General features: G+C 65.6%; 20 protein-coding genes and 1 pseudogene. 16 read left to right on the top strand and 5 right to left on the bottom strand.

Annotation, left to right across the window (positions count from 1 at the left end; all coding sequences use genetic code 11):
• Nucleotides 1-16: 16 nt before the first annotated feature.
• Nucleotides 17-748, bottom strand: a complete 732-nt coding sequence (locus tag RHA1_RS13325; RefSeq protein ID WP_011595435.1) for an SDR family NAD(P)-dependent oxidoreductase — start codon at nucleotides 746-748, stop codon at nucleotides 17-19.
• A gap of 21 nt (nucleotides 749-769) precedes the next feature.
• Nucleotides 770-1,987 (bottom strand): acetyl-CoA C-acetyltransferase, encoded by a 1,218-nt coding sequence (locus tag RHA1_RS13320; protein WP_011595434.1) that lies wholly within the window; start codon nucleotides 1,985-1,987, stop codon nucleotides 770-772.
• A 155-nt stretch (nucleotides 1,988-2,142) separates the two neighbouring features.
• Between RHA1_RS13320 and RHA1_RS13315 the strand changes: the two genes are divergently transcribed.
• The 3 genes from RHA1_RS13315 to RHA1_RS13305 all read left to right on the top strand — a co-directional run bounded on the left by RHA1_RS13315 (nucleotide 2,143) and on the right by RHA1_RS13305 (nucleotide 4,531).
• Nucleotides 2,143-2,778, top strand: coding sequence for a TetR/AcrR family transcriptional regulator (locus RHA1_RS13315; RefSeq protein WP_011595433.1), 636 nt, complete (start codon nucleotides 2,143-2,145; stop codon nucleotides 2,776-2,778).
• 317 nt (nucleotides 2,779-3,095) lie between these two features.
• A complete protein-coding gene (locus RHA1_RS13310; protein WP_011595432.1) occupies nucleotides 3,096-3,521 on the top strand; it encodes a nuclear transport factor 2 family protein in 426 nt (141 codons plus the stop codon).
• Nucleotides 3,518-4,531, top strand: coding sequence for an NADP-dependent oxidoreductase (locus RHA1_RS13305; protein WP_011595431.1), 1,014 nt, complete (start codon nucleotides 3,518-3,520; stop codon nucleotides 4,529-4,531). The genes RHA1_RS13310 and RHA1_RS13305 overlap by 4 nt, the downstream gene beginning before the upstream one ends.
• A 255-nt stretch (nucleotides 4,532-4,786) precedes the next feature.
• Here RHA1_RS13305 and RHA1_RS53230 read toward each other — a convergent pair whose 3' ends face one another.
• Complete coding sequence (locus RHA1_RS53230) at nucleotides 4,787-5,008, bottom strand: hypothetical protein (RefSeq protein ID WP_167540937.1); 222 nt, start codon at nucleotides 5,006-5,008, stop codon at nucleotides 4,787-4,789.
• A gap of 442 nt (nucleotides 5,009-5,450) precedes the next feature.
• Here RHA1_RS53230 and RHA1_RS13300 point away from each other — a divergent pair, with 442 nt between their 5' ends.
• The 12 genes and pseudogenes from RHA1_RS13300 (at nucleotide 5,451) to pntB (ending at nucleotide 16,342) form a co-directional block, all read left to right on the top strand.
• Entirely contained in the window at nucleotides 5,451-7,808 is a 2,358-nt protein-coding gene (locus RHA1_RS13300) for a LuxR C-terminal-related transcriptional regulator (protein ID WP_011595429.1), read from the top strand.
• Nucleotides 7,809-8,059: 251 nt separating this feature from the next.
• Nucleotides 8,060-8,338, top strand: a complete 279-nt coding sequence (locus RHA1_RS13295; RefSeq protein ID WP_041811411.1) for a cytochrome C oxidase subunit IV family protein — start codon at nucleotides 8,060-8,062, stop codon at nucleotides 8,336-8,338.
• Nucleotides 8,339-8,613: 275 nt separating this feature from the next.
• Nucleotides 8,614-9,306, top strand: coding sequence for a VOC family protein (locus RHA1_RS13290; protein ID WP_050787296.1), 693 nt, complete (start codon nucleotides 8,614-8,616; stop codon nucleotides 9,304-9,306).
• Nucleotides 9,307-9,316: 10 nt separating this feature from the next.
• Nucleotides 9,317-9,571, top strand: a pseudogene (locus RHA1_RS13285) (acetyl-CoA C-acyltransferase); the annotation flags it as partial.
• A gap of 11 nt (nucleotides 9,572-9,582) precedes the next feature.
• Nucleotides 9,583-10,341, top strand: coding sequence for an SDR family oxidoreductase (locus tag RHA1_RS13280; protein ID WP_011595426.1), 759 nt, complete (start codon nucleotides 9,583-9,585; stop codon nucleotides 10,339-10,341).
• Nucleotides 10,334-11,005, top strand: coding sequence for an HAD family hydrolase (locus tag RHA1_RS13275; RefSeq protein ID WP_148228383.1), 672 nt, complete (start codon nucleotides 10,334-10,336; stop codon nucleotides 11,003-11,005). The genes RHA1_RS13280 and RHA1_RS13275 overlap by 8 nt, the downstream gene beginning before the upstream one ends.
• Nucleotides 11,002-11,766 (top strand): 3-oxoacyl-ACP reductase FabG, encoded by a 765-nt coding sequence (fabG, locus tag RHA1_RS13270; protein ID WP_011595424.1) that lies wholly within the window; start codon nucleotides 11,002-11,004, stop codon nucleotides 11,764-11,766. The genes RHA1_RS13275 and fabG overlap by 4 nt, the downstream gene beginning before the upstream one ends.
• Nucleotides 11,763-12,215 carry a MaoC family dehydratase gene (locus RHA1_RS13265; protein ID WP_011595423.1) on the top strand — a complete coding sequence of 151 codons (453 nt, stop codon included), beginning with the start codon at nucleotides 11,763-11,765 and terminating at the stop codon, nucleotides 12,213-12,215. The genes fabG and RHA1_RS13265 overlap by 4 nt, the downstream gene beginning before the upstream one ends.
• Nucleotides 12,215-13,243: a phosphotransferase family protein gene (locus tag RHA1_RS13260; protein WP_011595422.1), complete on the top strand. Its 1,029-nt coding sequence runs from the start codon at nucleotides 12,215-12,217 to the stop codon at nucleotides 13,241-13,243. The genes RHA1_RS13265 and RHA1_RS13260 overlap by 1 nt, the downstream gene beginning before the upstream one ends.
• On the top strand, nucleotides 13,243-13,401 hold the full coding sequence (locus RHA1_RS13255; RefSeq protein WP_011595421.1) for a hypothetical protein: 159 nt from the start codon (nucleotides 13,243-13,245) through the stop codon (nucleotides 13,399-13,401). Before RHA1_RS13260 ends, RHA1_RS13255 begins: the two co-directional genes overlap by 1 nt.
• Nucleotides 13,398-14,918, top strand: coding sequence for a Re/Si-specific NAD(P)(+) transhydrogenase subunit alpha (locus RHA1_RS13250; RefSeq protein WP_011595420.1), 1,521 nt, complete (start codon nucleotides 13,398-13,400; stop codon nucleotides 14,916-14,918). Before RHA1_RS13255 ends, RHA1_RS13250 begins: the two co-directional genes overlap by 4 nt.
• 5 nt (nucleotides 14,919-14,923) lie before the next feature.
• Nucleotides 14,924-16,342: a Re/Si-specific NAD(P)(+) transhydrogenase subunit beta gene (gene pntB / locus RHA1_RS13245; RefSeq protein ID WP_011595419.1), complete on the top strand. Its 1,419-nt coding sequence runs from the start codon at nucleotides 14,924-14,926 to the stop codon at nucleotides 16,340-16,342.
• 641 nt (nucleotides 16,343-16,983) lie between these two features.
• Here the strand turns inward: pntB and RHA1_RS13235 are convergent.
• A complete protein-coding gene (locus RHA1_RS13235; protein WP_011595418.1) occupies nucleotides 16,984-17,514 on the bottom strand; it encodes an ester cyclase in 531 nt (176 codons plus the stop codon).
• A gap of 467 nt (nucleotides 17,515-17,981) precedes the next feature.
• On the opposite strand from RHA1_RS13235, the gene RHA1_RS13230 reads away from it, so the two are divergent.
• Nucleotides 17,982-21,299, top strand: a complete 3,318-nt coding sequence (locus RHA1_RS13230; protein ID WP_011595416.1) for a protein kinase domain-containing protein — start codon at nucleotides 17,982-17,984, stop codon at nucleotides 21,297-21,299.
• A 328-nt stretch (nucleotides 21,300-21,627) separates the two neighbouring features.
• On the opposite strand, the gene RHA1_RS13225 is transcribed toward RHA1_RS13230, so the two are convergent.
• Nucleotides 21,628-22,773: an acyl-CoA dehydrogenase family protein gene (locus RHA1_RS13225; protein WP_011595415.1), complete on the bottom strand. Its 1,146-nt coding sequence runs from the start codon at nucleotides 22,771-22,773 to the stop codon at nucleotides 21,628-21,630.
• Between the last annotated feature and the right edge of the window lie 13 nt (nucleotides 22,774-22,786).

Here is a 22,786-nt window from a genome sequence, read left to right as displayed (position 1 = left end):
TCAAAGGTGAGCTCGCTCAGATGGAGATGCCGCCGTCGACCGGGAGGACGACGCCGGTGACGTAGCCGGCTTCCTCGGAGGCGAGGAAGCAGATGGCGTCGGCCATCTCGGCGGGGTCGGCGAACCGCGAGATCGGACCGGTGACCTCGCCGATCTTCTCCTTCGGAATGGAGGCGGTCATCCGGGTCGCAGCGTTCGGGGAGATCGCATTCACGGTGACCCCGAAAGCAGCGAGCTCTTTCGCGGCAGTCTTGGTGAACCCGATGATCCCGGCCTTCGCGGTGGCGTAGTTGGCCTGCCCGCGGTTGCCGTGCAGCCCGGTGTAGGAGGTGATGTTGACGACCCGCCCGAATTCTTGGCTCCGGAAGTGCGGAACACAGGCCCGGGTGAACCGAAACGTGCCGCCCGCGTGGACATTCAGGACTTGGTCCCAGTCCTCGTCGGTCAGCTTCCACAGCACCTTGTCGCGCAGGATCCCGGCATTGTTGATCAGAATGTCAACCCGCCCGGTCTCGGCGATCACGGTGGAGACAACGTTCTCGACGTCACCGGTGTCGCTGACGTCGGCGGGGATGCCGATGGCGCCGACCTCACGGGCGGCCTTGTCGAGTTCGTCCTTGTCGAAGTCCACCATGAACACTGTCGCCTTGGCCTCGGCGAAGTGGCGGGCCAGGGCCTGGCCGATGCCGCGGGCGGCGCCGGTGACGATGACCGATTTACCGGTGAAGTCGTACGTGATGTTGCCCATTGAGGTTTCCTGTCTTGGTTGTCAGCTGAGGCGTTCGAGGACCATGGCCATGCCCTGTCCGCCTCCGACGCACATGGTTTCGATACCGAACTGCTTGTCGTGGGTGGTCAGGTTGTTGAGCAAAGTGGCGGTGATGCGGGCACCGGTCATGCCGAACGGGTGACCGAGGGCGATCGCGCCGCCGGACACGTTGAGCTTGTCCTCGTCGATGTTCAGCTCCCGCGCCGACCCGATCACCTGCACCGCGAACGCCTCGTTGATCTCGAACAGGTCGATGTCGGAGATACCCATCCCGGCGATGGCCAGGGCCCGCTTGGTGGCCTCGATCGGGCCCAACCCCATGATCTCCGGCGACAGCCCGGACACCCCGGTGGACACGATCCGGGCCAGCGGGGTCAACCCCAGCTCCTTGGCCTTAATGTCGGACATGATCACCAGGGCGGCGGCACCGTCGTTGAGCGGGCACGCGTTACCGGCGGTGACGGTGCCATCCGGGCGGAACACCGGCTTGAGCTGGCTGACGGCCTCGTAGGTGGTGCCGGCGCGGGGGCCGTCGTCCTTCGTCACGACGGTGCCGTCGGGCAGGGTCACCGGGGTGATCTCCCGTGCGAAGAAGCCGTTCTTGATGGCCTCCTCGGCGCGGTTCTGGGAGCGCACCGCCCAGCGGTCCTGCTCCTCGCGGGTGATGCCGGTGATCTGCGCGACGTTCTCCGCGGTCTGGCCCATCGCGATGTAGGTGTCCGGGACCAGGCCCTCCTCGCGGGGGTCGACCCAGGTCTGGCCGCCCTGCGCGAGCTTCTCGGTGCGGGTCTGGGCGTCGGCGTACAGCGGGTTCTGGGTGTCGGGCAGCGAGTCGGAGCTGCCCGCGATGAACCGGGACACGGTCTCGACACCGGCGGAGATGAAGACGTCGCCCTCACCGGCCTTGATCGCGTGCAGCGCCATCCGGGTGGTCTGCAGCGACGACGAACAGTACCGGGTGATGGTGGTGCCGGGAATGAAGTCGTAGCCGAGCTGGACCGCGACGTTGCGGCCCATGTTGAACCCCTGCTCCCCGCCGGGCAGACCGCAGCCCAGGAGCAGGTCGTTGACGTCGGTCGGGTCGAGTGCGGGCACCTTGTCCAGTGCCGCCTGGACCATCTGCGCGGCCAGGTCGTCCGGGCGCATGCCCTTGAGCGATCCCTTCATGGCGCGACCGATCGGCGAACGGGCGATGGAAACGATGACAGCCTCGGGCATGAGGAACTCCTGGGTGCGGGTCGTCTGGCGACGGTGATGGGAAAGCTACGGCGGATAGCGGGAAATATGCATGCGCATATTTACTATGCGCTTGCATATACTGATTGTGTCGGAGGAGACCTGTCAACCCCCGCCAACCGAGAGGCAACAGTGTGATGGACGCATCACTGACCGGAGCGGTCGCCGAGCTGGGTACCTCGAAAGCCGCTGCGCGGATACGCGCCGCGGCCATCGAGGTGTTCGCCGCCAAGGGGTACGGCGCCACCACTACCCGGGAGATCGCCGCCAGCCTCGACATGAGTCCAGGAGCGGTCTACCCGCACTACAAGACCAAGGAATCCCTTCTCTACGCCATCAGCCTCGAAGGCCACCATTCGGTACTGGCGGCCATCACCGCCGCTGATTTCCCCGACATCGCGGCGCCCGACCGGCTGATGTCGACCGTGACGGCCTACGTGACCTGGCATGCCGACAACCGCGCCAGCGCCCGGGTTGGGCAGTACGAACTACGCTCGCTCTCGCCCGAGCACTTCGCCATCATTGCGGACATCCGCCGGTCCACCACGAAGGTGTTCACGCGGATCATCGAAGCGGGCGCAACGGCAGGCGACTTTCACCCCTTCGACATCGAGGCCGCCGCGCTGGCAATCACATCCCTCGGCATCGACGTCAGCAGGTGGTTCCCCTCCCACACCTACTCCGACCCACGCATTATCGCGGCTCGCTACGTCGAACTTGCCCTTCGAATGGTCGGGTGCGCCGACCGGCAACCCCTCGACAAGCCTTCGTGACACATGTTGCTGAACTGCAGGATTCGAGAACGGCTGTCACCGAAGTTGGCGAGACCTGCGCCGGTGTAGCCCCGCCGCGGCGTCCGCTTGGATCTCGCGGTGCTCGCCGTATTCGGTGTCGTCGACCGGTCCAGCCGCTATGCCGAACCCGCCGGCGATGAAGGAGCGGTTCACCCTCGACGCCGCCGATCTTTGACATGAAAGTGATCGTTCTCTATCGTTCGAGAAGTGGCACAACGGCAATTTGTTCGAGCGCATCCTGCGCGAGGAGTACTTCGCCGGTCGCGAATCCAGCCTCGTCTGAAGGAGAGCACTACATGAGCACGCTTGCAGGAGACCTGGCGCGCGCGCTGGGCAATGTCGAAGCGATGCAGCAGCTGTATGCCGGCGACATCAGCTGGACACTGCCTGTCACCTTGGGCCGGATCGGCGGTACCCATGAGGGCAAAGACGCCGTCATCAAGTTCAACAAGATTTCCCTTGCGGCCTACAGCAAGTCCGCGGGCTTCAAGGTCGACATCCATCACGAATTCGGTGACGGCGAATACAGCGTGGCCCGCTTCACGTGCCGCTCGACCGTCTCGGCGACCGACGAGACCTACGAGAACGAGTACGTGCTCTTCGTGCGTGGGCGTGACGGCAAGATCACCGAGGTCGTCGAGCACCTCGACACGCTCAAAGTCATGCACTACGAGGGACTGCGAACCTTCCTTCCGCGTATCCCGGGGGTCGTCGTCTCATGAGTGTGTTGAACCGGACGTGGCGCGTCGCGGGCATGCCCAGAGAACATCTGGAGACCTCCCACTTCTCGTTCGAGACCGCGGACCGGCCCGAGGCGGGCGACGGGCAGGTGTTGTGTCGGGTGCTGTGGATCTCCATGGACGCGGCGCAACGAGCGTGGTTCCAGGCGGCAACCTATCGTGCGGCGATCCAGGTCGGCGATGCCATGCCCGGGTTTTCGCTCGCCCAGGTGGTGGAGAGTCGCTGCGACGATTTCGCGGTCGGCGACATCGTTGCCGGTGATCTTGCATGGCAGGACTACGTCATCGCCGAGCCGAACACTCTGCGTCGGATCGTTCCGAACCGGCCGCTGTCCAACTACCTCAGCGTCTTGGGAATCACCGGCCTGACCGCCTACTTCGGCCTGCTCGACATCGGCGAGGCCAAGCCGGGGGAGACCGTCGTGGTCTCCGGGGCGGCCGGCGCAACGGGCACCCTCGTCGGTCAAATCGCGAAGAAGCAGGGGTGTCGTGTGGTCGGCATCTGCGGGAGCCCCGAGAAGCAGAAGTGGCTCACCTCCGAGCTCGGATTCGACGCGGCGGTGAGCTACCGTGACGAATCGTTCCGGAAATCACTGCGCGAAGCATGTCCCGACGGCATCGACGTCTTCTTCGACAACGTCGGCGGCACGACGCTCGACACCGTTCTCGGGTCCATGGCGTACCGCGGACGCGTCGTCTGCTGCGGCGTCGTCTCGCAGTACGACACCACCTCTCCCGTGCGCGGTGCGCGCGGCGTCCCCGGCGTGCTGATCATCAAGAGCATCACGATGCGCGGATTCCTGGTGATGACAGATTTTGCCGATCGGTGGGACGAGGGGCTGAAGGTGCTGGAGGGGTGGCTCGACGACGGCTCCTTGCAGGTCCGCGAGGACACCCTCGAGGGACTCGAGAAGGCGCCGGAAGGCCTCATCGGGCTTCTCAACGGGAACAATGTCGGCAAGCGAATGATCCACGTGGCCGACCCGTCCTGACTTCGAGCAGGCGGGATCGGCGAGATGATCGAGCGGTGGTTGACACCGCGAGCTTCGCGACGCCGAAACACCGCGGCGGACTGGCGTCGTGACCGAGCCAGTCCGCCGCGGTGTCTTGACCAGCCGATCGTCGGCGCCGGCCGTGTGCGTCGGCTCGAAATTAGTTGGGGCCCTTGCCTTCACACCTTGCGGGGGCGCGACCAAATAAATTGAATGGCCTCCCGCGGCCCGAGTAGATGGTTTCCGTCCATGAATTCACACGAGCATCGCCGATGGCTTCAGAGGCGACATGCCGCATGGGTCGAGGTCGACCGCAAGCATCGCGACACCGACGCGGAGTTCCTCATCGAGTTCGCCAGTAGGTGGGCTCCATACGGGGGCCCGAGCGACGAAGAGATCCTCGTTCACTTCGGCCTGACAAGGCCCCGCTTCATTGAGCGTTTGTGGCAAATCATTCCTGAATCCCACTGCGCTCACGAGGAGACGCTTAAATTTGCGAACGTATACCCGCGTCGGCGTCACCTGCGAACAAACACTCGTCCACGCTGAGTAGTGTGCAGTCCACTCTGGAGCCGTGCTCGTCGACACGAACGCGACGGAGCCGTGAACGATCTTCGGGTCGACCTCCCGCCCGGCTACCCGTTCAACGATCCTGAAGTCGACCAGTTCGGCGTGCACAACGCGGTCATGCCGTAGACGCCGATGGTGATCTTTGGTCGAACGGCCTACGCTGGATCTTCACGGCAAGCGCAACCTGCCCTCACCGCTACACGTAGAGGAGCTGATCGCACATGGCGGGGACTGTAGAGGCCACGTCAGACTGGTCGCCACTTCAGTGAGCCGCGTCGTCGACGCGATAACCCGCGGGTAACGTGTCCGGCACCTGGTCGTTGCTCAGGCTGTGCGAGTGGAGTGTGTCATGGCAGTACGGTCTGGGAATGGACCGTCCGGTGTTCCAGCGGAGCTGACCAGTTTCGTCGGCCGCCGGACGGAGGCTGCTGAGGTACGGACACTCCTATCGACTGCGCGGCTGGTGACTCTCGCCGGCGTAGGTGGCGTCGGGAAGACGCGGCTAGCGCTGCGGGTGGCAAGCGACGTCCGCCGCGCCTTCCCCGACGGGGTCTGCCTGGTCGAACTGGCAGCCTTGAAGGATGCGGCCCTGTTGCCACACACCGTGGTGAACGCACTCGAGTTGCTGGAGCAGTCCACGAGGCCTCCCACAACCGTCCTGGCGGACCATCTACGCGGTCGGCAGATGCTCCTGATCATCGACAATTGTGAGCACTTGCTGCAGGCTGTCGCTGACCTCGCTGAGCTTCTGCTCAAGATGGCACCGGAACTGAAGATCCTCGCTACCAGCCGGCAAGCCCTCCGGATCACTGGCGAGCACATCTATCTTGTCCCACCTCTCCCAGTCCCAGACCCGAGAGCTCCGCACACACCTGGCATGGCTACCGGCTTTCCGGCAGTTTCTCTGTTCGCCGACCGAGCCTCGTCGGCAGTGCCCGGCTTCACCATCAGTCCTGCCAATGAAGCGGCAGTCATTCGCCTCTGTCACAGGCTGGAAGGCATCCCGCTCGCGATCGAGCTGGCCGCCGTCCGACTGCGCGTGCTGGATGTCTCGGACCTTGCAAATCGGCTCGACAGCAGGTTCGAGTTACTTCTTTCGGGGAGCAGGAGTGCACCGAAACGGCACCAGACCTTAAAGGCACTAATCGACTGGAGCTACGACCTCTGTGCCGTGCGCGAGCAGGAATTGTGGGCGCGTGCCGCAGTTTTCGCAAACGGCTTCGGACTCAGTGCCCTCGAAGCCGTCTGTGCGGACGAACAAATTCCCCCCGAGACCATTCTCGACACGGTTGCCGAGTTGACCGAAAAGTCAATCTTCGTGCGCGAGGAGCATGGGGGACGCGTCCGTTTCCGCATGCTCGAGACCATTCGAGAGTACGGGCAGGCTCGGTTACGTGAGAGCGGATCCGAACCGGTGTTTCGCCGCCGCCATAGGGACTGGTGCCTCCAGCTGGTGGAGCAAGCCGCCACCGAATGGTTCGGCCCACTACAGGAGGACTGGGCGAGTGTTCTTCAGGACGAGCACGCGAACCTGCGTGGCGCACTCGAATACTCCCTCACGGAGCCAAGCGAGATCGGCGTCGCCCTTCGCATGGCTGGTCTTCCTTGGTTCATGTGGCTCGCTCTCGGATTCATGACTGAGGGTCGCCACTGGATCGAACGGGCCCTTCAGGCAGACAAGACGCCCAGCCACGAGCGCGCCTGGGCCTTAGCGACCTGCGGTTACATCACAACCCTCCAAGGGGATACGGAAGCCCAAGCAGCGCTTCTCGCGGAAGCCCATCGGCTTGCCGTGGAACTCGACGACGATGCCGCTCGCGCCTACGCGACGCACTTGCTCGCAATGCAGGGCAACTTCAGTGGCGAGCTCGCAGCCGGGATTCCGCTATTCGTCGAAGCCCTGGAACGCTACGCCGCCGTCAACGTACCCCAGGACTACCCCAATTCACTTCGCATTCCACTGGCCATCACGTACTTGCTGCTGGGCGAGTTGGACAAGGGCTCGGCCGTGGTCGACGAACTCGAGCGGCTGTGCAACGTAGCCGGCGAACGCTGGCTCCTCTCGTATGCGAAATGTGTCCGCGCCTTCCTCCACTTGCTGAGTGGCCGCCTAACGGAAGCAGAGACACTTCTGCTTGATGCACTGAGAGTCCGGCGGCCCATCCACGACATCTTTTGGCGTGCGATGGCTTTAAACTTCCTTGGGTGGGTCACCGTCGCGAAGGGCGATTGCAAACGCGCAGCAGTGATTCTGGGCAGCGCCGACACGCTCTGGCAGACTATCGGTGCGCCGTTATTCGGATCAATCCAACTCCAGGCCCGGCGCCGACAATACGAGGCTACCGCAAGAAAGGCCATCGGCGACGACGCGTTCGACAGCGCTTTCAAGCGGGGACACGGCCTAGACGGAAACGCTGCGGTGGCATTCGCCTTGGGCGAACCCCTCCGCGAGCGGCAACGGGCCGGCGCAGGTCGCTCCGAAGCGGAGCCAGACCCCAGCGAGCTTACCCGGCGCCAGCGTGAGGTTGCCGAACTGGTGACGGACGGATTGACAAACGGTGAGATCGCCTCACGGCTCTTCATTTCTCCGCGTACCGCCGAAGGGCATGTGGAAAATATCCTGACCAAGTTGGGCTTCACGTCCCGTGCGCAGATCGTGAACTGGTTGGCAGCACAGCGTTTCGCATCGATCAACGACTCCCGCTAGCTGCTCGCGTAACCGCCCGCTGAAATGGCACCGGCATCGGGGGCGCGACGTGCGCACGCAATTGATACTGCAACGACTGTTTGTGATGTCGATGTTGGAGTGGCTGGCGCGCGCTCCGGCCTGGCTGGCGCGGCGCCGAAAGAAAGTCAACATTAAGGAGACCGACTGTGTATTTAGTGCCTACTGGCACCTCGTGGACCTGCTATGGATCGTGCTGTTCCCCTTACTGTATCTACTGCCGGGGTAGAGCCATGTTGGTGATGCGTCAGCGGGTGACAGCAGTCTGGGCACTGTTGCTGGCAGTTACGTGCGCCTCCACGTGGCTGTTGTCGAAGGATGCCTTCAGTCCGACCATCGCTGTCGTCGGCATTTTCCTGATCGCTGCCGTGAAAGTCCGGTTCGTGATGCTGGACTTCATGGAGCTGCGACATGCGCCGCTGCCGGTACGGGTCGCGTTCGAGGGATGGATCGTGCTGGTGACATGTCTGATCCTCGGGTTCTGGTTCGCCACTCCGGCGATCCCCGGCTGACAACGCATCTACGGTCTATCCCACGGCTCGCGGCCGCATGGCGACGTTCCCTCGCAAACCGACTCCTTCGCAGCTTCTCCAAGCTCCTGCGAAGGAGTCGGTTTGCGCCGGAGACGGGTTGCGGTGCTGCGGATTTCACGGTTTCGGGCGCTGGCGTGCCGATCCCGACGGGTCGAGCCCGCGGACCTCGGCCTCGTCGGGACCCGGTCCGTCGCGCGGGATGTGGGGCCGACTACCCCCTTCCGGCGATAGAGAGCGCTTGCTATAGTGCGGTGATGACCACTTCCTCCCTGCCCCGAATCCGTCAAGCCGTACTTGTTGCCCGTGACCGCGAATCTGCCGTCAAGGCGCTGCGGGCTCAGCTCCCACTCGGTGACCCGTTCAACGATCCCGAGGTCGAACAGTTCGGAGTCCACAACGCGGTCATGCCGCTCGGTGACACGTTCGTCGAGGTGATCTCACCGTTCGAGGAGGGGACCGCGTCCGGCCGCCATCTCGATCGGCTGGGCGGTGACGGCGCCTACATGGTCATGTTCCAGGTCGACGACATCGCCGCCGCCCGCACGCGAATCGACCAGCTCGGATTGCGCACCGTCTACGACCTGGAACGCGACGGCGATACCGACATTCATCTCCATCCCGGCGACGTGCGGGGCGCGATCGTGGCGATCGACTCGATGAAGTTGCCGGAGTCGTGGCGCTGGGCCGGCCCGAAATGGATCGCAACGGCACCGGCCGAGCTCGGCCCGGGCCGTGTGACCGGAGCGACGGTGACCGCCCGCGAGCCCGCTGCGCTCGCGAAGACATGGGCAGCCGTACTCGGCGTGGACGCCGTTGGTGACCGGATCGCGCTCGACGGCGGCGAGCTCCGCTTCGTCCAGGGCGAGCGCGACAACATCGCCGCCTTCCACATCGCCGGAGTAACTGCCGACGCCTCGATCGGAGACTTCCGCTTCGTGTACGTGTGAACCCGGCCGCGACATGAGAGTCGAGGAGCTGGGGCTCACGCCGCTGGCCCGGATCGGCTCGACGGCGGTCACCGGCCTCTCCCTGGAAAAGCTCAACGTCAACGGCGGCGCAATCGCCGTCGGCCACCCGTTCGGCATGGCCGGAGCCCGCATCGCCACCACGCTCATTAATTCCCTGCAGTGGCACGACAAGCGCTTCGGCGTCGAGTCCATGTGTGTCGGTGGCGGTTTGGGCATGGCCACGATCATCGAACGTCTGAAGTAAGAGGAACTGACATGAACAAGCGTTTCGAGGGTAAGACCGCGATCGTCACCGGAGCGAGCCGCGGTATCGGGCTCGCCATCGCCGAGCGGCTGGTCGCCGACGGCGCCCGCGTCGTCATCACGGCGCGCAAGAAAGAGGCCCTGGACGAAGCCGTGACCCACCTCGGCGGTCCGGATGTCGCGCTCGCCGTCGCGGGCCGCGCCGACGACGCGGACCACCAGGGCGACGCGGTGCGGCAGGCGGTCGAAACCTTCGGCAGCATCGACTTCCTGGTCAACAACACTGGGATCAACCCCGTGTACGGTTCGCTCGTCGACCTCGACCTGGCGGCTGCCCGGAAGATCGTCGAGGTCAACTGCATCGCCGCGCTCTCGTGGGTCCAGCAGGTCCACAAGGCCTGGATGAAGGAGCATGGCGGCGCGATCGTCAACGTGTCGTCGCTCTCCAGTATTCGTACGGCACCAGGCATCGGGTTCTACGGCGCCAGCAAGGCGATGCTGAACTCGCTCACCGAGTTGATGGCGGTCGAACTCGGCCCGGACATCCGGATCAACGGGGTCGCTCCGGCGGTCGTGAAGACGCGGTTCGCCACGAAGCTGTACGAGGGCCGCGAAGACGCGGTCACCGCGGCGTACCCCCTCAAGCGGCTCGGCGTACCGGAGGACATCGGCAGCGTCGTCGCCTTCCTGCTCTCCGACGATGCCGCATGGGTCACCGGACAAACCGTCGTCGTCGATGGCGGCGTCAGTCTCCAGAGCATGGGTGAGTGAGCCGGTGCGAGAAATCGATGCGGTCCTCTTCGACTACGGCGGCGTGCTCACCAGTCCGGTAAAGCACTCGATCGCCGGCTGGCTGGCAGCGGACGGAATCGAGCCTGAATCGTTCTCGCACACGTTGCGCGCCTGGATGTCCCGTGATGCCGCAGACGGTACGCCGGTCCACCGGCTGGAGACCGGCGAGCTCACGATCGCGGATTTCGAGGCTCTGCTCGCAGCCGAGTTACAGACCACCGACGGGCGCGCAGTCACGCCGGACGGGATCCTCGACCGCCTCTTCGCGGGCATGCAGGCCGACTCGGCAATGTTCGGGCTGGTCGAAGACCTGCGCGAAGCCGGTCTCGAGGTCGGCCTTCTCTCCAACAGCTGGGGCAACACCTACCCGCGCGCACGGATCGACGAACTGTTCGATCCGGTCGTGATCTCCTGCGAGGTGGGACTCCGCAAACCCCACGCCGCCATCTACGAACTGGCCCTCGACAAACTCGGCGTACCCGCCGACCGGGTGCTCTTCATCGACGACGCCGAGCCCAACGTGTTCGGTGCGCGGGCAGCCGGCCTCCAATCCTTGCTGCACATCGACCACGCGTCGACGCGCGCCGCCCTGGCCGAACTGGTGCCAGGCCTCAATTCCCACCGCACAGGAGTCACCGCATGACCACACCCACCACGACCCGGACCGCCATCGTGACCGGAGCCGCCCGCGGCATCGGCGCCGGTGTCGCGCAGCGCCTCGCCGCCGACGGCCTCGCCGTTGCCGTCCTCGACCTCGACGAGACCGCCTGTAAATCAGTTGTGGCCGAGATCGAGACGACCGGGGGCCGGGCACTCGCGGTCGGCGTCGACGTCGCCGACGAGGAGGCGGTCCAGGCCGCGGTCGAGCGGGTCGCCGCCGAGCTGGGCGAGCCGACCGTGCTGGTCAACAACGCCGGCATCCTCCGCGACAACCTGCTCTTCAAGATGACCACCACCGACTGGGACGCGGTGATGAACGTCCACCTGCGCGGCGCCTTCCTCATGACCCGCGCCGTGCAGGCCTACATGACCAAGGCGAACTGGGGTCGCGTGGTCAACCTGTCGAGCACCTCCGCGCTCGGTAACCGGGGCCAGGCCAACTACGCCGCAGCCAAGGCGGGGATCCAGGGCTTCACCAAGACACTGGCCATCGAGCTCGGCAAGTACGGCGTGACCGCCAACGCCATCGCGCCGGGATTCATCGAGACCGAGATGACCAAGGCCACCGCGGAGCGGATAGGCGTGCCGTTCGACGACTTCAGGACCGTCTTGGTCAAGGAGATCCCGGTCGGGCGCGCCGGCCAGCCCGCCGACGTCGCGCACGCGGTCTCGTTCTTCGCCAGCGAGGGCGCCGGCTTCGTGTCCGGTCAGGTGCTTTACCTCGCGGGCGGGCCGAAGTCATGAGAGTCTTCGACGGCATCGCCGACCTCGAGAAGGCCGCGGGCACGCACCTCGGTCACTCCGAGTGGCACACGGTCAACCAGGACCAGATCGACGCCTTCGCGGCGGCGACGGGCGACCACCAATGGATCCACGTCGACCCGCCGAAGGCGGCCGACGGGCCGTTCGGATCGACCGTCGCCCACGGCTTCCTCACACTGAGCCTGGTGCCGATGCTCACCTGGCAGGTGTACAAGGTCGAGGGCGTCACGATGAGCGTCAACTACGGCGCCGACAAGCTCCGCTTCCCCTCACCGGTGCCGGTCGGCTCGCGCGTCCGGGCGGGCGTGGAGCTGACCTCGGTCACGCCGAACAAGCTGGGCTACCAGGTCGCCACCCGGGTGACGATCGAACGGCACGGCGGCGACAAGCCGGCCTGCGTCGTCGACATGCTCGCGGTCGTGGTGCCGTGATGACAACCGCACAAACGCCCCTCGGCCTCGATCTCGACGTCCTCGGCGCGTGGTTCGCGTCCGAAATCCCGGGCTCCGGCAGCGATCTGCGGGCGACCCTGATCGCCGGCGGGAGGTCCAATCTGACCTACATCGTGACCGACGGCCAGCAAGAATGGATCGTCCGTCGGCCACCGCTCGGTCACGTACTCGCGACCGCCCACGACATGAACCGCGAGTACCGGGTCATGTCCGCGCTCCAGAACACCGGGGTACCGGTCCCACGGACCTTCGCGTTGTGCACCGATCCTGCGGTGCTGGGCGCGGATTTCTATGTCATTGAGCGGTGCGCCGGTACGCCGTACCGGACCGCGTCCGAGCTCGAACTGCTCGGCACCGAGCGAACTCGTACGATTTCCGAACGCCTCGTGGACACGCTCGCCGCGCTGCACGCGGTCGAGCCGGCGTCGGTCGGACTCGGTGACTTCGGGCGCCCGCAGGGGTTCCTCGGCCGCCAGGTCGCCCGCTGGAAGAAGCAGCTCGACGCGTCGTACACCCGTGACCTGCCCGCCGCCGACGAGCTCTATCGCAGACTCGCGGAGTCGGTGCCGGCCGAGTCCGCTGCGGGCATCGTGCACGGCGACTTCCGGCTCGACAACGTTCTGGTAGACAACTCCGATCAGGTGGCCGCCGTCCTCGACTGGGAGATGGCCACGCTCGGCGACCCGCTGACAGATCTGGCGTTGATGCTCGTCTACTTCCGACTCGATGCAGACGCCGGCAGCGACTCGGCGGGCAATGTGTCGACTGCGCCCGGGTTCCTCGACGAGCGTGCGGTGATCCAGCGGTACTCGCGCGGCAGCGACCGCGACCTCTCCGGATTCGGCTTCTACCTCGGCCTCGCGGCCTTCAAGCTCGCCGCGATCCTGGAGGGCATCCACTACCGCCACCTCCAGGGCCAGACCGTCGGCGGCGGCTTCGACGGGGTCGGCGAATCGGTCCACCTGCTGCTCGACGCAGGCCTCAACGCACTGAAGGAGAACCCCTGATGGGCTTCCAGGAGCTCGAGCACCGCTTGACGTGGGAACACCCGACGCACCTGTACCTGAAGAAGGCGAAGGCCGACCAGGTCGCGTTCGGCACCGCAGGCGCACACCGCGCCGCGCTCGCCGGCCTCGTCGACCTCACGGTAGGGGAGACGCGATGATTGTCGGAGTGCTGAAGGAAGCGCGTGCCGGGGAGACTCGGGTCGCGGCAACGCCGACGACCGTCGCCGCGCTGCAGAAGCTCGGCTACCAGGTGGTGGTCGAGCCCGGTGCCGGCGAACCTGCCGGCTTCACCGACGGCGCGTACGCCGGGGCGGGCGCCGAGCTGAGGGATCCGCTGGCGGCGGACGTGGTCATCGGGGTGAACCCACCGACGCTCCCGCAGCGGGACCGGTTGCAGCCGGGAGCCACGCTGATCGCAATGCTCAACCCGCGGCTGGACGACGGAATCGTCGCGGACCTGGCGCAGCGCCCGATTACGGCGCTGTCGATGGACGCCGTGCCGCGGATCTCACGCGCACAGTCGATGGACGTGCTGTCCTCGATGGCGAACGTCGCGGGCTACCGCGCCGTAGTGGAGGCCGCCCACGAGTTCGGCCGGATGTTCACCGGGCAGGTCACCGCGGCCGGCAAGATTCCGCCCGCACGAGTCTTCGTCGTCGGAGCGGGCGTCGCCGGACTCGCCGCGATCGGTGCGGCGTCCGCCATGGGCGCGATCGTGCGTGCTTTCGACGTGCGCCCCGAGGTGGCCGAGCAGGTCGCGTCGATGGGCGCGGAGTTCGTCGAGATCGACTTCGAGGCCGAGGTCAGCGCCGACGGTTACGCCAAGGAGATGACCGCCGAGCAGGAGATCGCCACCGCGGCGATGTACGACGAGGAAGCCCGTGCGGCCGACATCGTCATCACCACCGCGCTGATCCCGGGTCGCCCCGCCCCGAAGCTGATCACCGAGGAGACCATCGCCGCCATGCGTAACGGCTCGGTGATCGTCGACATGGCTGCTGCCAACGGAGGCAACGCCGCGTTGACGAAGACCGACGAGCGCATCGTCACCGACAACGGCGTCCGAATCCTCGGCTACACCGATTTGGCAGGCCGGCTCGCCGCCCAGGCGTCACAGTTGTACGGCACCAACATCGTCAACCTGCTCAAGCTGCTCACGCCCGATAAGGACGGGGAGCTCGTCCTCGACTTCGATGACGTCGTGCAGCGTGGCATCACCGTCGTACGCGACGGCAAGTCGACCTGGCCGCCACCGCCCGTGCAGGTCTCGGCCGCACCCCGCACGCCCGCCGCGGCAACAGTCCCCGCCGCCGAACCAAAGGAGCCGATGAGCCCGGGCAAGCGGCTCGGCGTCGTCGCGGCCGCGGCTACGGTCCTGTTCCTGCTGATCGGCGTCGCACCCGCGCAGCTCCAGCTGAACCTGACCGTGTTCGCGCTGGCCATCGTGATCGGCTACTACGTGATCGGGCACGTGCACCACGCGCTGCACACCCCGCTCATGTCGGTGACCAACGCGATCTCCGGGATCATCGTCGTCGGCGCTCTGCTGCAGATCGGCAAGGGCGACACCGCGATCACGGTGATCTCATTCGTGGCAGTCCTGCTGGCCTGCATCAACATCTTCGGCGGGTTCGCGGTCACGCGTCGCATGCTCGCCATGTTCTCCAGGAGCTGACCGGCATGGACATATCTTCTGCATCCGTGGCGGCCTTTCTCGTCGCCGCCCTCCTCTTCGTGCTCACGCTCGCGGGGCTCGCTCGGCACGAGTCCGCCAAGCTCGGCAACTATTTCGGCATCCTCGGCATGGCGGTCGCTCTGGTCGCGACCACCGCGCTGGCCTTCGATGGCGGTGTCGACAGCCTCGGCGCCGTCCTGCTCGTGGTCGCGGTCATCCTCGGCGCCACCATCGGCATCACGTTGGCCCGCAGGGTCGAGATGACGGGCATGCCGGAACTGATCGCCTTGCTGCACAGTTTCGTCGGCCTGGCCGCCGTGCTCGTCGGCTGGAACGGCTACCTGCACGTCGAGAACCACCCCGGCGGCCACGAGTCGGCGGTGCTCGAGGCCGCCGGACTGCTCGGCATCCACAGTGCCGAGGTCTTCATCGGCGTGTTCATCGGCGCGGTCACCTTCACGGGCTCGATCGTCGCCTACCTCAAGCTTTCGGCGAGGATCAAGTCCGCGCCGCTGGTACTGCCGGGCAAGAATGTGATCAACCTCGGCGCGCTCGTGGTCTTCGCGGCCCTGACCGTGCGGTTCGTCATCGACCCGCAGCTGTGGCTACTGATCGTGATCACGCTCCTCGCGCTCGCCCTGGGCTGGCACCTGGTCGCGTCCATCGGCGGCGGCGACATGCCGGTCGTCGTCTCGATGCTCAACAGCTACTCCGGCTGGGCCGCGGCGGCTTCCGGCTTCCTGCTCAACAACAACCTGCTGATCATCGTCGGCGCACTGGTCGGCTCCTCCGGTGCCTACCTGTCCTACATCATGTGCAAAGCGATGAACCGCTCCTTCATCTCGGTGATCGCCGGCGGGTTCGGCGTGGTGGCCGGACCAGCGGACGACGTCGACTACGGCGAGCACCGCGAGATCCAGGCGGACGCCGTGGCGGAGCTGCTCTCCGGCGCGACGTCGGTCGTGATCACCCCGGGCTACGGCATGGCGGTCGCGCAGGCGCAGTACCCGGTCGCCGACCTCACCGCGAAGTTGCGGGCGAGGGGTGTCGACGTGCGCTTCGGCATCCACCCGGTCGCGGGGCGCCTACCCGGTCATATGAACGTGCTGCTGGCCGAGGCGAAGGTGCCCTACGACATCGTCCTGGAGATGGACGAGATCAACGACGACTTCTCCGAGACCGACGTGGTTCTTGTCATCGGCGCGAACGACACCGTCAACCCGTCCGCGGCCGAGGACCCCTCCTCCCCGATCGCCGGGATGCCGGTGCTCGAGGTGTGGAATGCCAAGGATGTCATCGTGTTCAAGCGATCGATGGCCGCCGGCTACGCCGGGGTGCAGAACCCCCTGTTCTTCCGCGACAACAGCCAGATGCTGTTCGGTGATGCGAAGCAGCGGGTCGACGACATCCTCAGCGTGCTGTGACCTTCGAGGACGTGTAGACGCCGCCGAACCGATCGGGTGAATGTGGGCCCTGCAATGGGCGCTCACGCTTGAGTCGACCAGCTGCATCGAACGTTTGTGTCTGGCGGACTCGGAGTTTCGTTCGGCGTCGATCACGTCGATGGTCTTCACGATGTGGTCACGCATGGTGGTCGCATTGTCGGTCGGGAACGCATTGTCGGTCGGGAACGCATTGTCGGTCGGGAACGCGTTGTCGGTCGGGAACGCGCTGGCGAGCGGATTGGTGGGGTGCTGATGGGAAGTCGGACATATCCCACATGCGCTGGCTGGTCTCCTCGAGTAGCCGCGCTCCGGGCAGCCGTCACGGCTGACGCCCTGAAGTGACTCGCTGGGCTGACCCCCATGAGCACCGGGTATGCCGAGAATGTCAGCCGTGGGCGTGAAAGGGGGCGCCTTGTCCGCGGCGCCCGGTCCACGACGTTGCTACCGGGCGCCGACGTTTGGGCAGTGCCTTAATCTGGATTCGCTGCTCGAGGATCTGGACGATGGCATCCGCGGCGGTTGCCGGTCCATTGGACCGATTCTCCCAATGGGCTGTCACATTACGAGGGCGATCGGCCACCGGCCCGCCACTCGCCGTGGGATTGCGCGATGGTTCTCCGCTAGCGACGGCGAGCGACGCTTACTACACGCGTTTTGGCGTTGAAGGCGGCCTTCAACGCGCGATCCGCAATCGATCCGTCGGGCGGTAGCAGCTTGATCTGGCGGGCGAACTCCATCTGGTCGTAGCGCACCGTATTGGTGACGACCTTCCCGTCCTCGATGACGAAGTGGTCGAATCCATCGAAGTCGATTCGCCGCCCGGTGGCGGCGATGCCGACAAAGGTGCCGACGTGTCGTCCGGTCAGGTGCCAGTGGGCCAAGACGTCGTTGCCGGACTCGGCGATCGAGACCATCTCGAAGGCGAAGTCGGTGACCGCGGCGAAGACCTGGTCGAAGTAGGCGGCGATCTCGGTGCTCCCGTGACATGTCCCGGTCGGGAAGTGCACGGTGGAATCAGCGGTCCAGAAGAAATTGCGCAGGCTCTCGACGTCCTGGGCGTTGATGCGGTCGAAAGCCCATTGGACGAGTTGCGCGTTGGTGACGTCGTTCGGCGGGGCGAGAGGGGTCGAGGTAGGGCTGGGATCGGGCATCTCTACTCCACACACGTTGGCTGAGGCACGTTGGCGAGCAACCGTAAGGGGTCTCTACTGTCAACGCTAACATCGCAGATCGTCCGACGCGTGAGTAGCCGAACTACTCGATAACGACGTCGGGACGGTGCCAACGGCCTCTACGCCAGCCAGACATCCGGGCTGTAAGTCGTCAAGCGGCTTGGGTGGTGCGCGGTGGTCGCTCGGATCAGGCCGTTCCCCGAGAACACTCGCCCTCGGCGACGACGTGATCATCTTGTGGAGATGCCGTGGCCAGCGGCCCTCGTCGGCTGCCCTGCATCGTCGAAGCCCGTGTGTTGCCCCGATGCTCTATCGTGGTCTCGTTTGCTTGCCAGGCGGCGATATCCTGAAGGCGCATTCTCCTCGAGGTGTGGCAGGTTGCCTCATCGAGGATCGGATCGTTCAGTCCTGTTCTCGCTCTGCGGGGAGACGGTGAGGACCCTCCGATGGCCGCAGGTGATCCGTTCGAGACGCAGCGCGGCGTGGCCCACACGGTCACGGCGGAGTTGAGCGCTGAGGGGTTCGAGGACGCCCACGAGATCGGCCGGGGCGGGTTCGGTATCGTTTACCGCTGCGTGCAGCCGGCGCTGGACCGCACTGTGGCGGTGAAGGTCCTTGCTGCGGACCTCGACGAGGAGAACCGGGTTCGGTTCTTCCGGGAACAGCGGGCGATGGGCCGCCTCACCGGGCATCCGCACATTGTGAGCGCATTGCATGTCGGTGCCACCGACAGCGGTCGCCCCTACATCGTGATGCCCTACCATTCGCAGGATTCGCTCGACGTCCGGATCCGCCGCGACGGCCCACTGCCGTTGGAGGAAGCACTCCGGCTCGGGGTGAAGATGGCCGGTGCCCTCGAGACCGCACACCGTCTCGGCGTCTTGCACAGAGACCTCAAACCCGGAAACATCCTGCTCACCGACTACGGGGAGCCGGCGCTCACCGATTTCGGCATCGCCCATATCGTCGGCGGATTCGAGACCGCCACCGGCACCGTGACCGGGTCACCGGCCTTCACCGCGCCCGAGGTGCTCAGCGGCGAACCGCCGACTGAGGCCTCCGATATCTACGGTCTCGGTGCGACGGTGTTCTGCGCCGTCACCGGTCACGCCGCATTCGAGCGCCACAGCGGCGAGCATGTGGTCGCCCAGTTCCTACGGATCACCACCCAACCGGTCCCGGACCTGCGCGAGCACGGCGTCCCGGACGACGTGTCCGAGATCGTCGACCGCGCCATGGCCGCCGATCCGCGGCAGCGTCCTGCCACTGCCGCCGACTTCGGCGATGAACTGCGGCGGATCCAGCTCCGCCACGGCTTCCCCGTCGACGAGATGGCCCTGTCCGCGAAACAGGGCGCCTCACGGCGCGATCCGGACCCGGCCCGCGCCCAACGTGCAGGGACCACAGCGGCTCCGCCACCTTCACCGTCGATGGCACCCGCCGTGAGGACTCCGGTGAGTAATCTGCCGCTCGAGCTCACCAGCTTCGTTGGGCGCCGCCGTGAGTCCACCGAGGCGAAGCAGCTGCTGTCGGCTGCGCGTCTGGTGACGTTGACCGGGATCGGTGGTGTCGGGAAAACGCGTCTGGCGCTTCGGCTAGCTGCCGATGTCCGGCCGGGATTCGGTGACGGAGTCTGGTTGGTCGAACTGGGCGAGTTGCGGGACGGGTCCCTCCTGACGGACACGGTTGCCGCGGCCCTGGGGCTGCGGGATCAGCCCGCGCGACAGCTCGACGACGTGGTGGCGGAGTTCCTCGCCTCCCGGCACCTGTTGCTTGTACTGGACAACTGCGAACAGGTGGTGGAGGCGGTCGCGGCATCGGCCGAGATGCTGCTGCGCACCTGTCCGCAGCTGCGGATCTTGGCCACGAGCCGCGAACCCTTGGGTATCGGCGGGGAGGCGGTGCTGCGGGTTCCCCCGCTGACGGTCCCGGCCCCGGACCGCGAGCCGTCGCTGCGCGGGCTGACCGGGTACGACGCGGTGACGTTGTTCGCACAGCGCGCCGCGGCCGCCGTCCCCGGATTCGAACTTACCGACGACAACCGGATGACGGTGGTCCGAATCTGCCACCAACTCGACGGCCTACCGTTGCCGATCGAGCTGGCGGCGGCACGGTTGCGGGCGATGTCGCCCGAGCAGATCCTGCAGCGGCTGACCGACCGGTACACGCTGCTGACTCTCGGCAATCGCGGTGCCCCGACGCGCCAGCAGACCCTGCGGCTGTCCATCGACTGGAGTCATGAGCTCTGCACATCTCGGGAACAGCAGCTGTGGGCCGAGCTGTCGGTGTTCGCGGGAAGTTTCGAACTGGATGCGGCCGAGTCGATCTGCGGGGAGGACCTGACTTCAGAGGAGTTGCTCGACACAGTGACGGCATTGGTCGACAAGTCGATCCTGATCCGGGAAGACGCCGGCTCGGCGGTGCGGTTCCGGATGCTCGAGACCCTGCGCGACTACGGCAAGGAAAAGGCCGAGCAGACCGGTATCCGTCCGGTATTGCGACGACGGCACCGGGATTGGTATCAGCACTTGGTGTTGCAGGTGGAAGCCGAATGGATCAGTCCACAGCAACTGGACTGGATTGCGCGGCTCGAGAGGGAACAATCGAATTTGCGTGAGGCGATGGAATTCTGCCTGTCGGAGGAGACTGACACCGGTGCCGAGGCCGGGTTGCGGATAGCGGCGGCCCTGTTCCGGTTCTGGTTCTCCCGCGGACTGTTCCGGGAGGGGCGGCACTGGCTCGACCGGGCCCTGGTCCGTGGGCCCGGGCAGCCGACCGCTTCACGAGTCGGGGCGCTGTACGCCGCCAGCGTGTTCGCCGGCGTGCAGGGTGACCTTCCGGCCTCGAGGGCCCTGGTGGACGAAGCGCAGGCGCTGATCCCGCAGATAACCGACCCACTGGACCGCGCACGCATCACCCATGCCGACGGTCTCCTGGGCCTCGTCAGCGGCGACCTTCCCCGCGCCTGTACCTGCATGGAAGAGGCCCTGGAGGTGTTCGGGGGCCGCGGCGACCTGGCATTGCGGGTGTGGGCGCTGATGATCCTCGGGTTGGTGTACGAATTGCAAGGAGACGTTCCCCGGGCCGTCGGCTGCCATCAGCAGGTTCTCGGTGTCACGGAAGCGCACGGTGAATCCGTATACCGGTCGTACTCACTGTGGGCGCTGGGAGTCGCCGCCTTGCAGCAGGGCGATCGCGGTCAGGCGGCGGACCTGCTGAAACAGTGCCTGCGGCTGACCCGGTTGGTCGACGATCCGTTCACTGCCGCGATGACCCTGGAGGCAATGGCGTGGATCGCCGGCACCGAGGACGGTGCACGACGTGCCGCCACCCTGATGGGGGCCGCAGATGCGCTGGGCCGCGCCCTGGGAAGCTCCTCGGTGCTGTTTCCCACCCTGCTCGTCCGCCACGAGGACTGCGAGCGGCTCACTCGCACTGCACTGGGTGAGCGCGCGTTCGAGGCGGCCCGCAGAGAGGGTGCGCTCCTCGGATTCGAGGGAGCGGTCGCCTACGCCCTCGGCGAGCGCACCGAGGCCACAACAGAGCCCGCCGGTAGCAGCGCGACGGGCCTGACCAAGCGGGAGCGGGAGGTCGCAGACCTGGTCGCACAGGGCCTGACCAACAAGGCCGTCGCCGCCAAGCTGGTGATATCGCCGCGCACCGCGCAGGGGCACGTCGAACACATCCTGACCAAGCTTGGGTTCACCTCACGAACACAGATCGCGGGCTGGGTCGTGGAGCATTCGCAGGACGAGCGCCCCTGACCGACCACGCCACACACGTCAGGGTCGAGCACTATCCTGCCGCTACGAACGCCCTGCGTGAGACTGCCGGCACCGCCGAAGTGCTCTATGGTCGACGGAAGATGACCGCCATCACGACGCCGCCATCGACCTCGCTGCACTCGCCGCGAGTGTTGGCGGTAGCCCGTCTTCGGCGAGTTGCGGACGAGACGTGAAAGCGGCCCGACAGTAACCAACCCTCAGACACGCCACGGGGTGGGGCACGACGGTAATTGCTGCGGGACACCACCGAGTGTTGAACGTGACCGAGATGATCCGGACACTTGCGGCGGTGCTTCCTGTTAGTCAGTTAGAGGCCGAGATCGCGGCCGATGACTTCGCGCATGATTTCGTTGGAGCCCGCCCAGATCTTGGTGACGCGGGCGTCTTTCCAAGCACGGGCGACGCGATATTCGTTCATGTAGCCGTAGCCCCCGTGGATTTGTACGCAGTGGTCGAGGATGTCGTTTTGGATGGTGGAGCTCCACCACTTGGCCTTGGCGGCGTCGACGGCGGTCAGTTCGCCGGCGATGTGGGCGGCCACGCAGGTGTCGACGTGAGCCTGGGCGACGTCGAGTTTGGTAACCAGTTCGGCGAGCAGAAATTTATTCCATTGCATGGAGCCGATGGTCTTACCGAAGGCCTTGCGGTCCTGGGCGTAGGTAACGGTTTCTTCGAGGATGCGGCGAGTGTGGGCGAGGTAGGCGACTGCGCCGCTGATGCGTTCCTGGGGGAGCAGGTTCATCATGTGGATGAATCCCCGGTCGAGTTCGCCGATGATGGCCGTGTCGTCGACACGGACGTCTTCGAAGAACAGTTCGGCGGTATCGGACTCGGGTTGGCCGACCTTGTCGAGTTTGCGACCGCGGGTGAAGCCGGCAGTGTCGGCGTCCACAGCGAACAAGGTGATGCCCTTGGAGCCCTTTTCTCGTGTCGTGCGCGTGGCCACGATGATCAGATCAGCTTGGGTGCCGTTGGTGATGAATGTTTTAGAGCCGTTGATAACCCAGGTAGCGCCGTCTTTGACGGCGGTGGTCTTCAACCCGGCCAGGTCCGAGCCGCCCGACGGTTCAGTCATGGCGATGGCGGTGATGAGTTCGCCGGTGCAAAATTTCGGTAGCCAGCGTTGTCGTTGTTCCTCGGTGGTCAGGGTGACCAGATATGGTGCGACGACGTCGAATTGGATGCCGAAAGACGATGCGGCGGCGGCGCTGGAGCGGGCTAGCTCTTCACCGAGTACGGCATTGAACCGGTAGTCGCCAGCGGCGCTACCGCCGTACTGTTCGGGAACCTCCAGACCCAGGTAGCCGTTGGCGCCGGCCTCGAGCCAGATCTCACGATCGATGTAGCGCTGCTCGATGAACTTCTCCTCGTTGGGCACCAGATGACGGTTGACGAACTCGCGTACCGAATCCCGGAACGCCTCATGATCGGAATCGAACAAACTGCGCCGCATTTAGAAGTACCTT

Origin of the sequence: Rhodococcus jostii RHA1, assembly GCF_000014565.1 — a bacterium.
Classification (GTDB): domain Bacteria; phylum Actinomycetota; class Actinomycetes; order Mycobacteriales; family Mycobacteriaceae; genus Rhodococcus_F; species Rhodococcus_F jostii_A.
Note: the sequence above shows the minus strand (reverse complement) of the source record. Positions and strands in the feature narration are given on the sequence as shown.

Excerpts from the sequence above, each read along its gene's own strand:
- RHA1_RS13315 (WP_011595433.1), top strand. The coding sequence starts at position 2,143 with ATGGACGCATCACTGACCGGAGCGGTCGCCGAGCTGGGTACCTCGAAA.
- RHA1_RS13320 (WP_011595434.1), bottom strand. The coding sequence starts at position 1,987 with ATGCCCGAGGCTGTCATCGTTTCCATCGCCCGTTCGCCGATCGGTCGC.
- RHA1_RS13295 (WP_041811411.1), top strand. The coding sequence starts at position 8,060 with ATGTTGGTGATGCGTCAGCGGGTGACAGCAGTCTGGGCACTGTTGCTG.
- RHA1_RS13265 (WP_011595423.1), top strand. The coding sequence starts at position 11,763 with ATGAGAGTCTTCGACGGCATCGCCGACCTCGAGAAGGCCGCGGGCACG.
- RHA1_RS13225 (WP_011595415.1), bottom strand. The coding sequence starts at position 22,773 with ATGCGGCGCAGTTTGTTCGATTCCGATCATGAGGCGTTCCGGGATTCG.
- RHA1_RS13305 (WP_011595431.1), top strand. The coding sequence starts at position 3,518 with ATGAGTGTGTTGAACCGGACGTGGCGCGTCGCGGGCATGCCCAGAGAA.
- RHA1_RS13250 (WP_011595420.1), top strand. The coding sequence starts at position 13,398 with ATGATTGTCGGAGTGCTGAAGGAAGCGCGTGCCGGGGAGACTCGGGTC.
- pntB (WP_011595419.1), top strand. The coding sequence starts at position 14,924 with ATGGACATATCTTCTGCATCCGTGGCGGCCTTTCTCGTCGCCGCCCTC.
- RHA1_RS13325 (WP_011595435.1), bottom strand. The coding sequence starts at position 748 with ATGGGCAACATCACGTACGACTTCACCGGTAAATCGGTCATCGTCACC.
- RHA1_RS13300 (WP_011595429.1), top strand. The coding sequence starts at position 5,451 with ATGGCAGTACGGTCTGGGAATGGACCGTCCGGTGTTCCAGCGGAGCTG.
- fabG (WP_011595424.1), top strand. The coding sequence starts at position 11,002 with ATGACCACACCCACCACGACCCGGACCGCCATCGTGACCGGAGCCGCC.
- RHA1_RS13310 (WP_011595432.1), top strand. The coding sequence starts at position 3,096 with ATGAGCACGCTTGCAGGAGACCTGGCGCGCGCGCTGGGCAATGTCGAA.
- RHA1_RS13230 (WP_011595416.1), top strand. The coding sequence starts at position 17,982 with ATGGCCGCAGGTGATCCGTTCGAGACGCAGCGCGGCGTGGCCCACACG.
- RHA1_RS13255 (WP_011595421.1), top strand. The coding sequence starts at position 13,243 with ATGGGCTTCCAGGAGCTCGAGCACCGCTTGACGTGGGAACACCCGACG.
- RHA1_RS13280 (WP_011595426.1), top strand. The coding sequence starts at position 9,583 with ATGAACAAGCGTTTCGAGGGTAAGACCGCGATCGTCACCGGAGCGAGC.
- RHA1_RS13260 (WP_011595422.1), top strand. The coding sequence starts at position 12,215 with ATGACAACCGCACAAACGCCCCTCGGCCTCGATCTCGACGTCCTCGGC.
- RHA1_RS13235 (WP_011595418.1), bottom strand. The coding sequence starts at position 17,514 with ATGCCCGATCCCAGCCCTACCTCGACCCCTCTCGCCCCGCCGAACGAC.
- RHA1_RS13290 (WP_050787296.1), top strand. The coding sequence starts at position 8,614 with ATGACCACTTCCTCCCTGCCCCGAATCCGTCAAGCCGTACTTGTTGCC.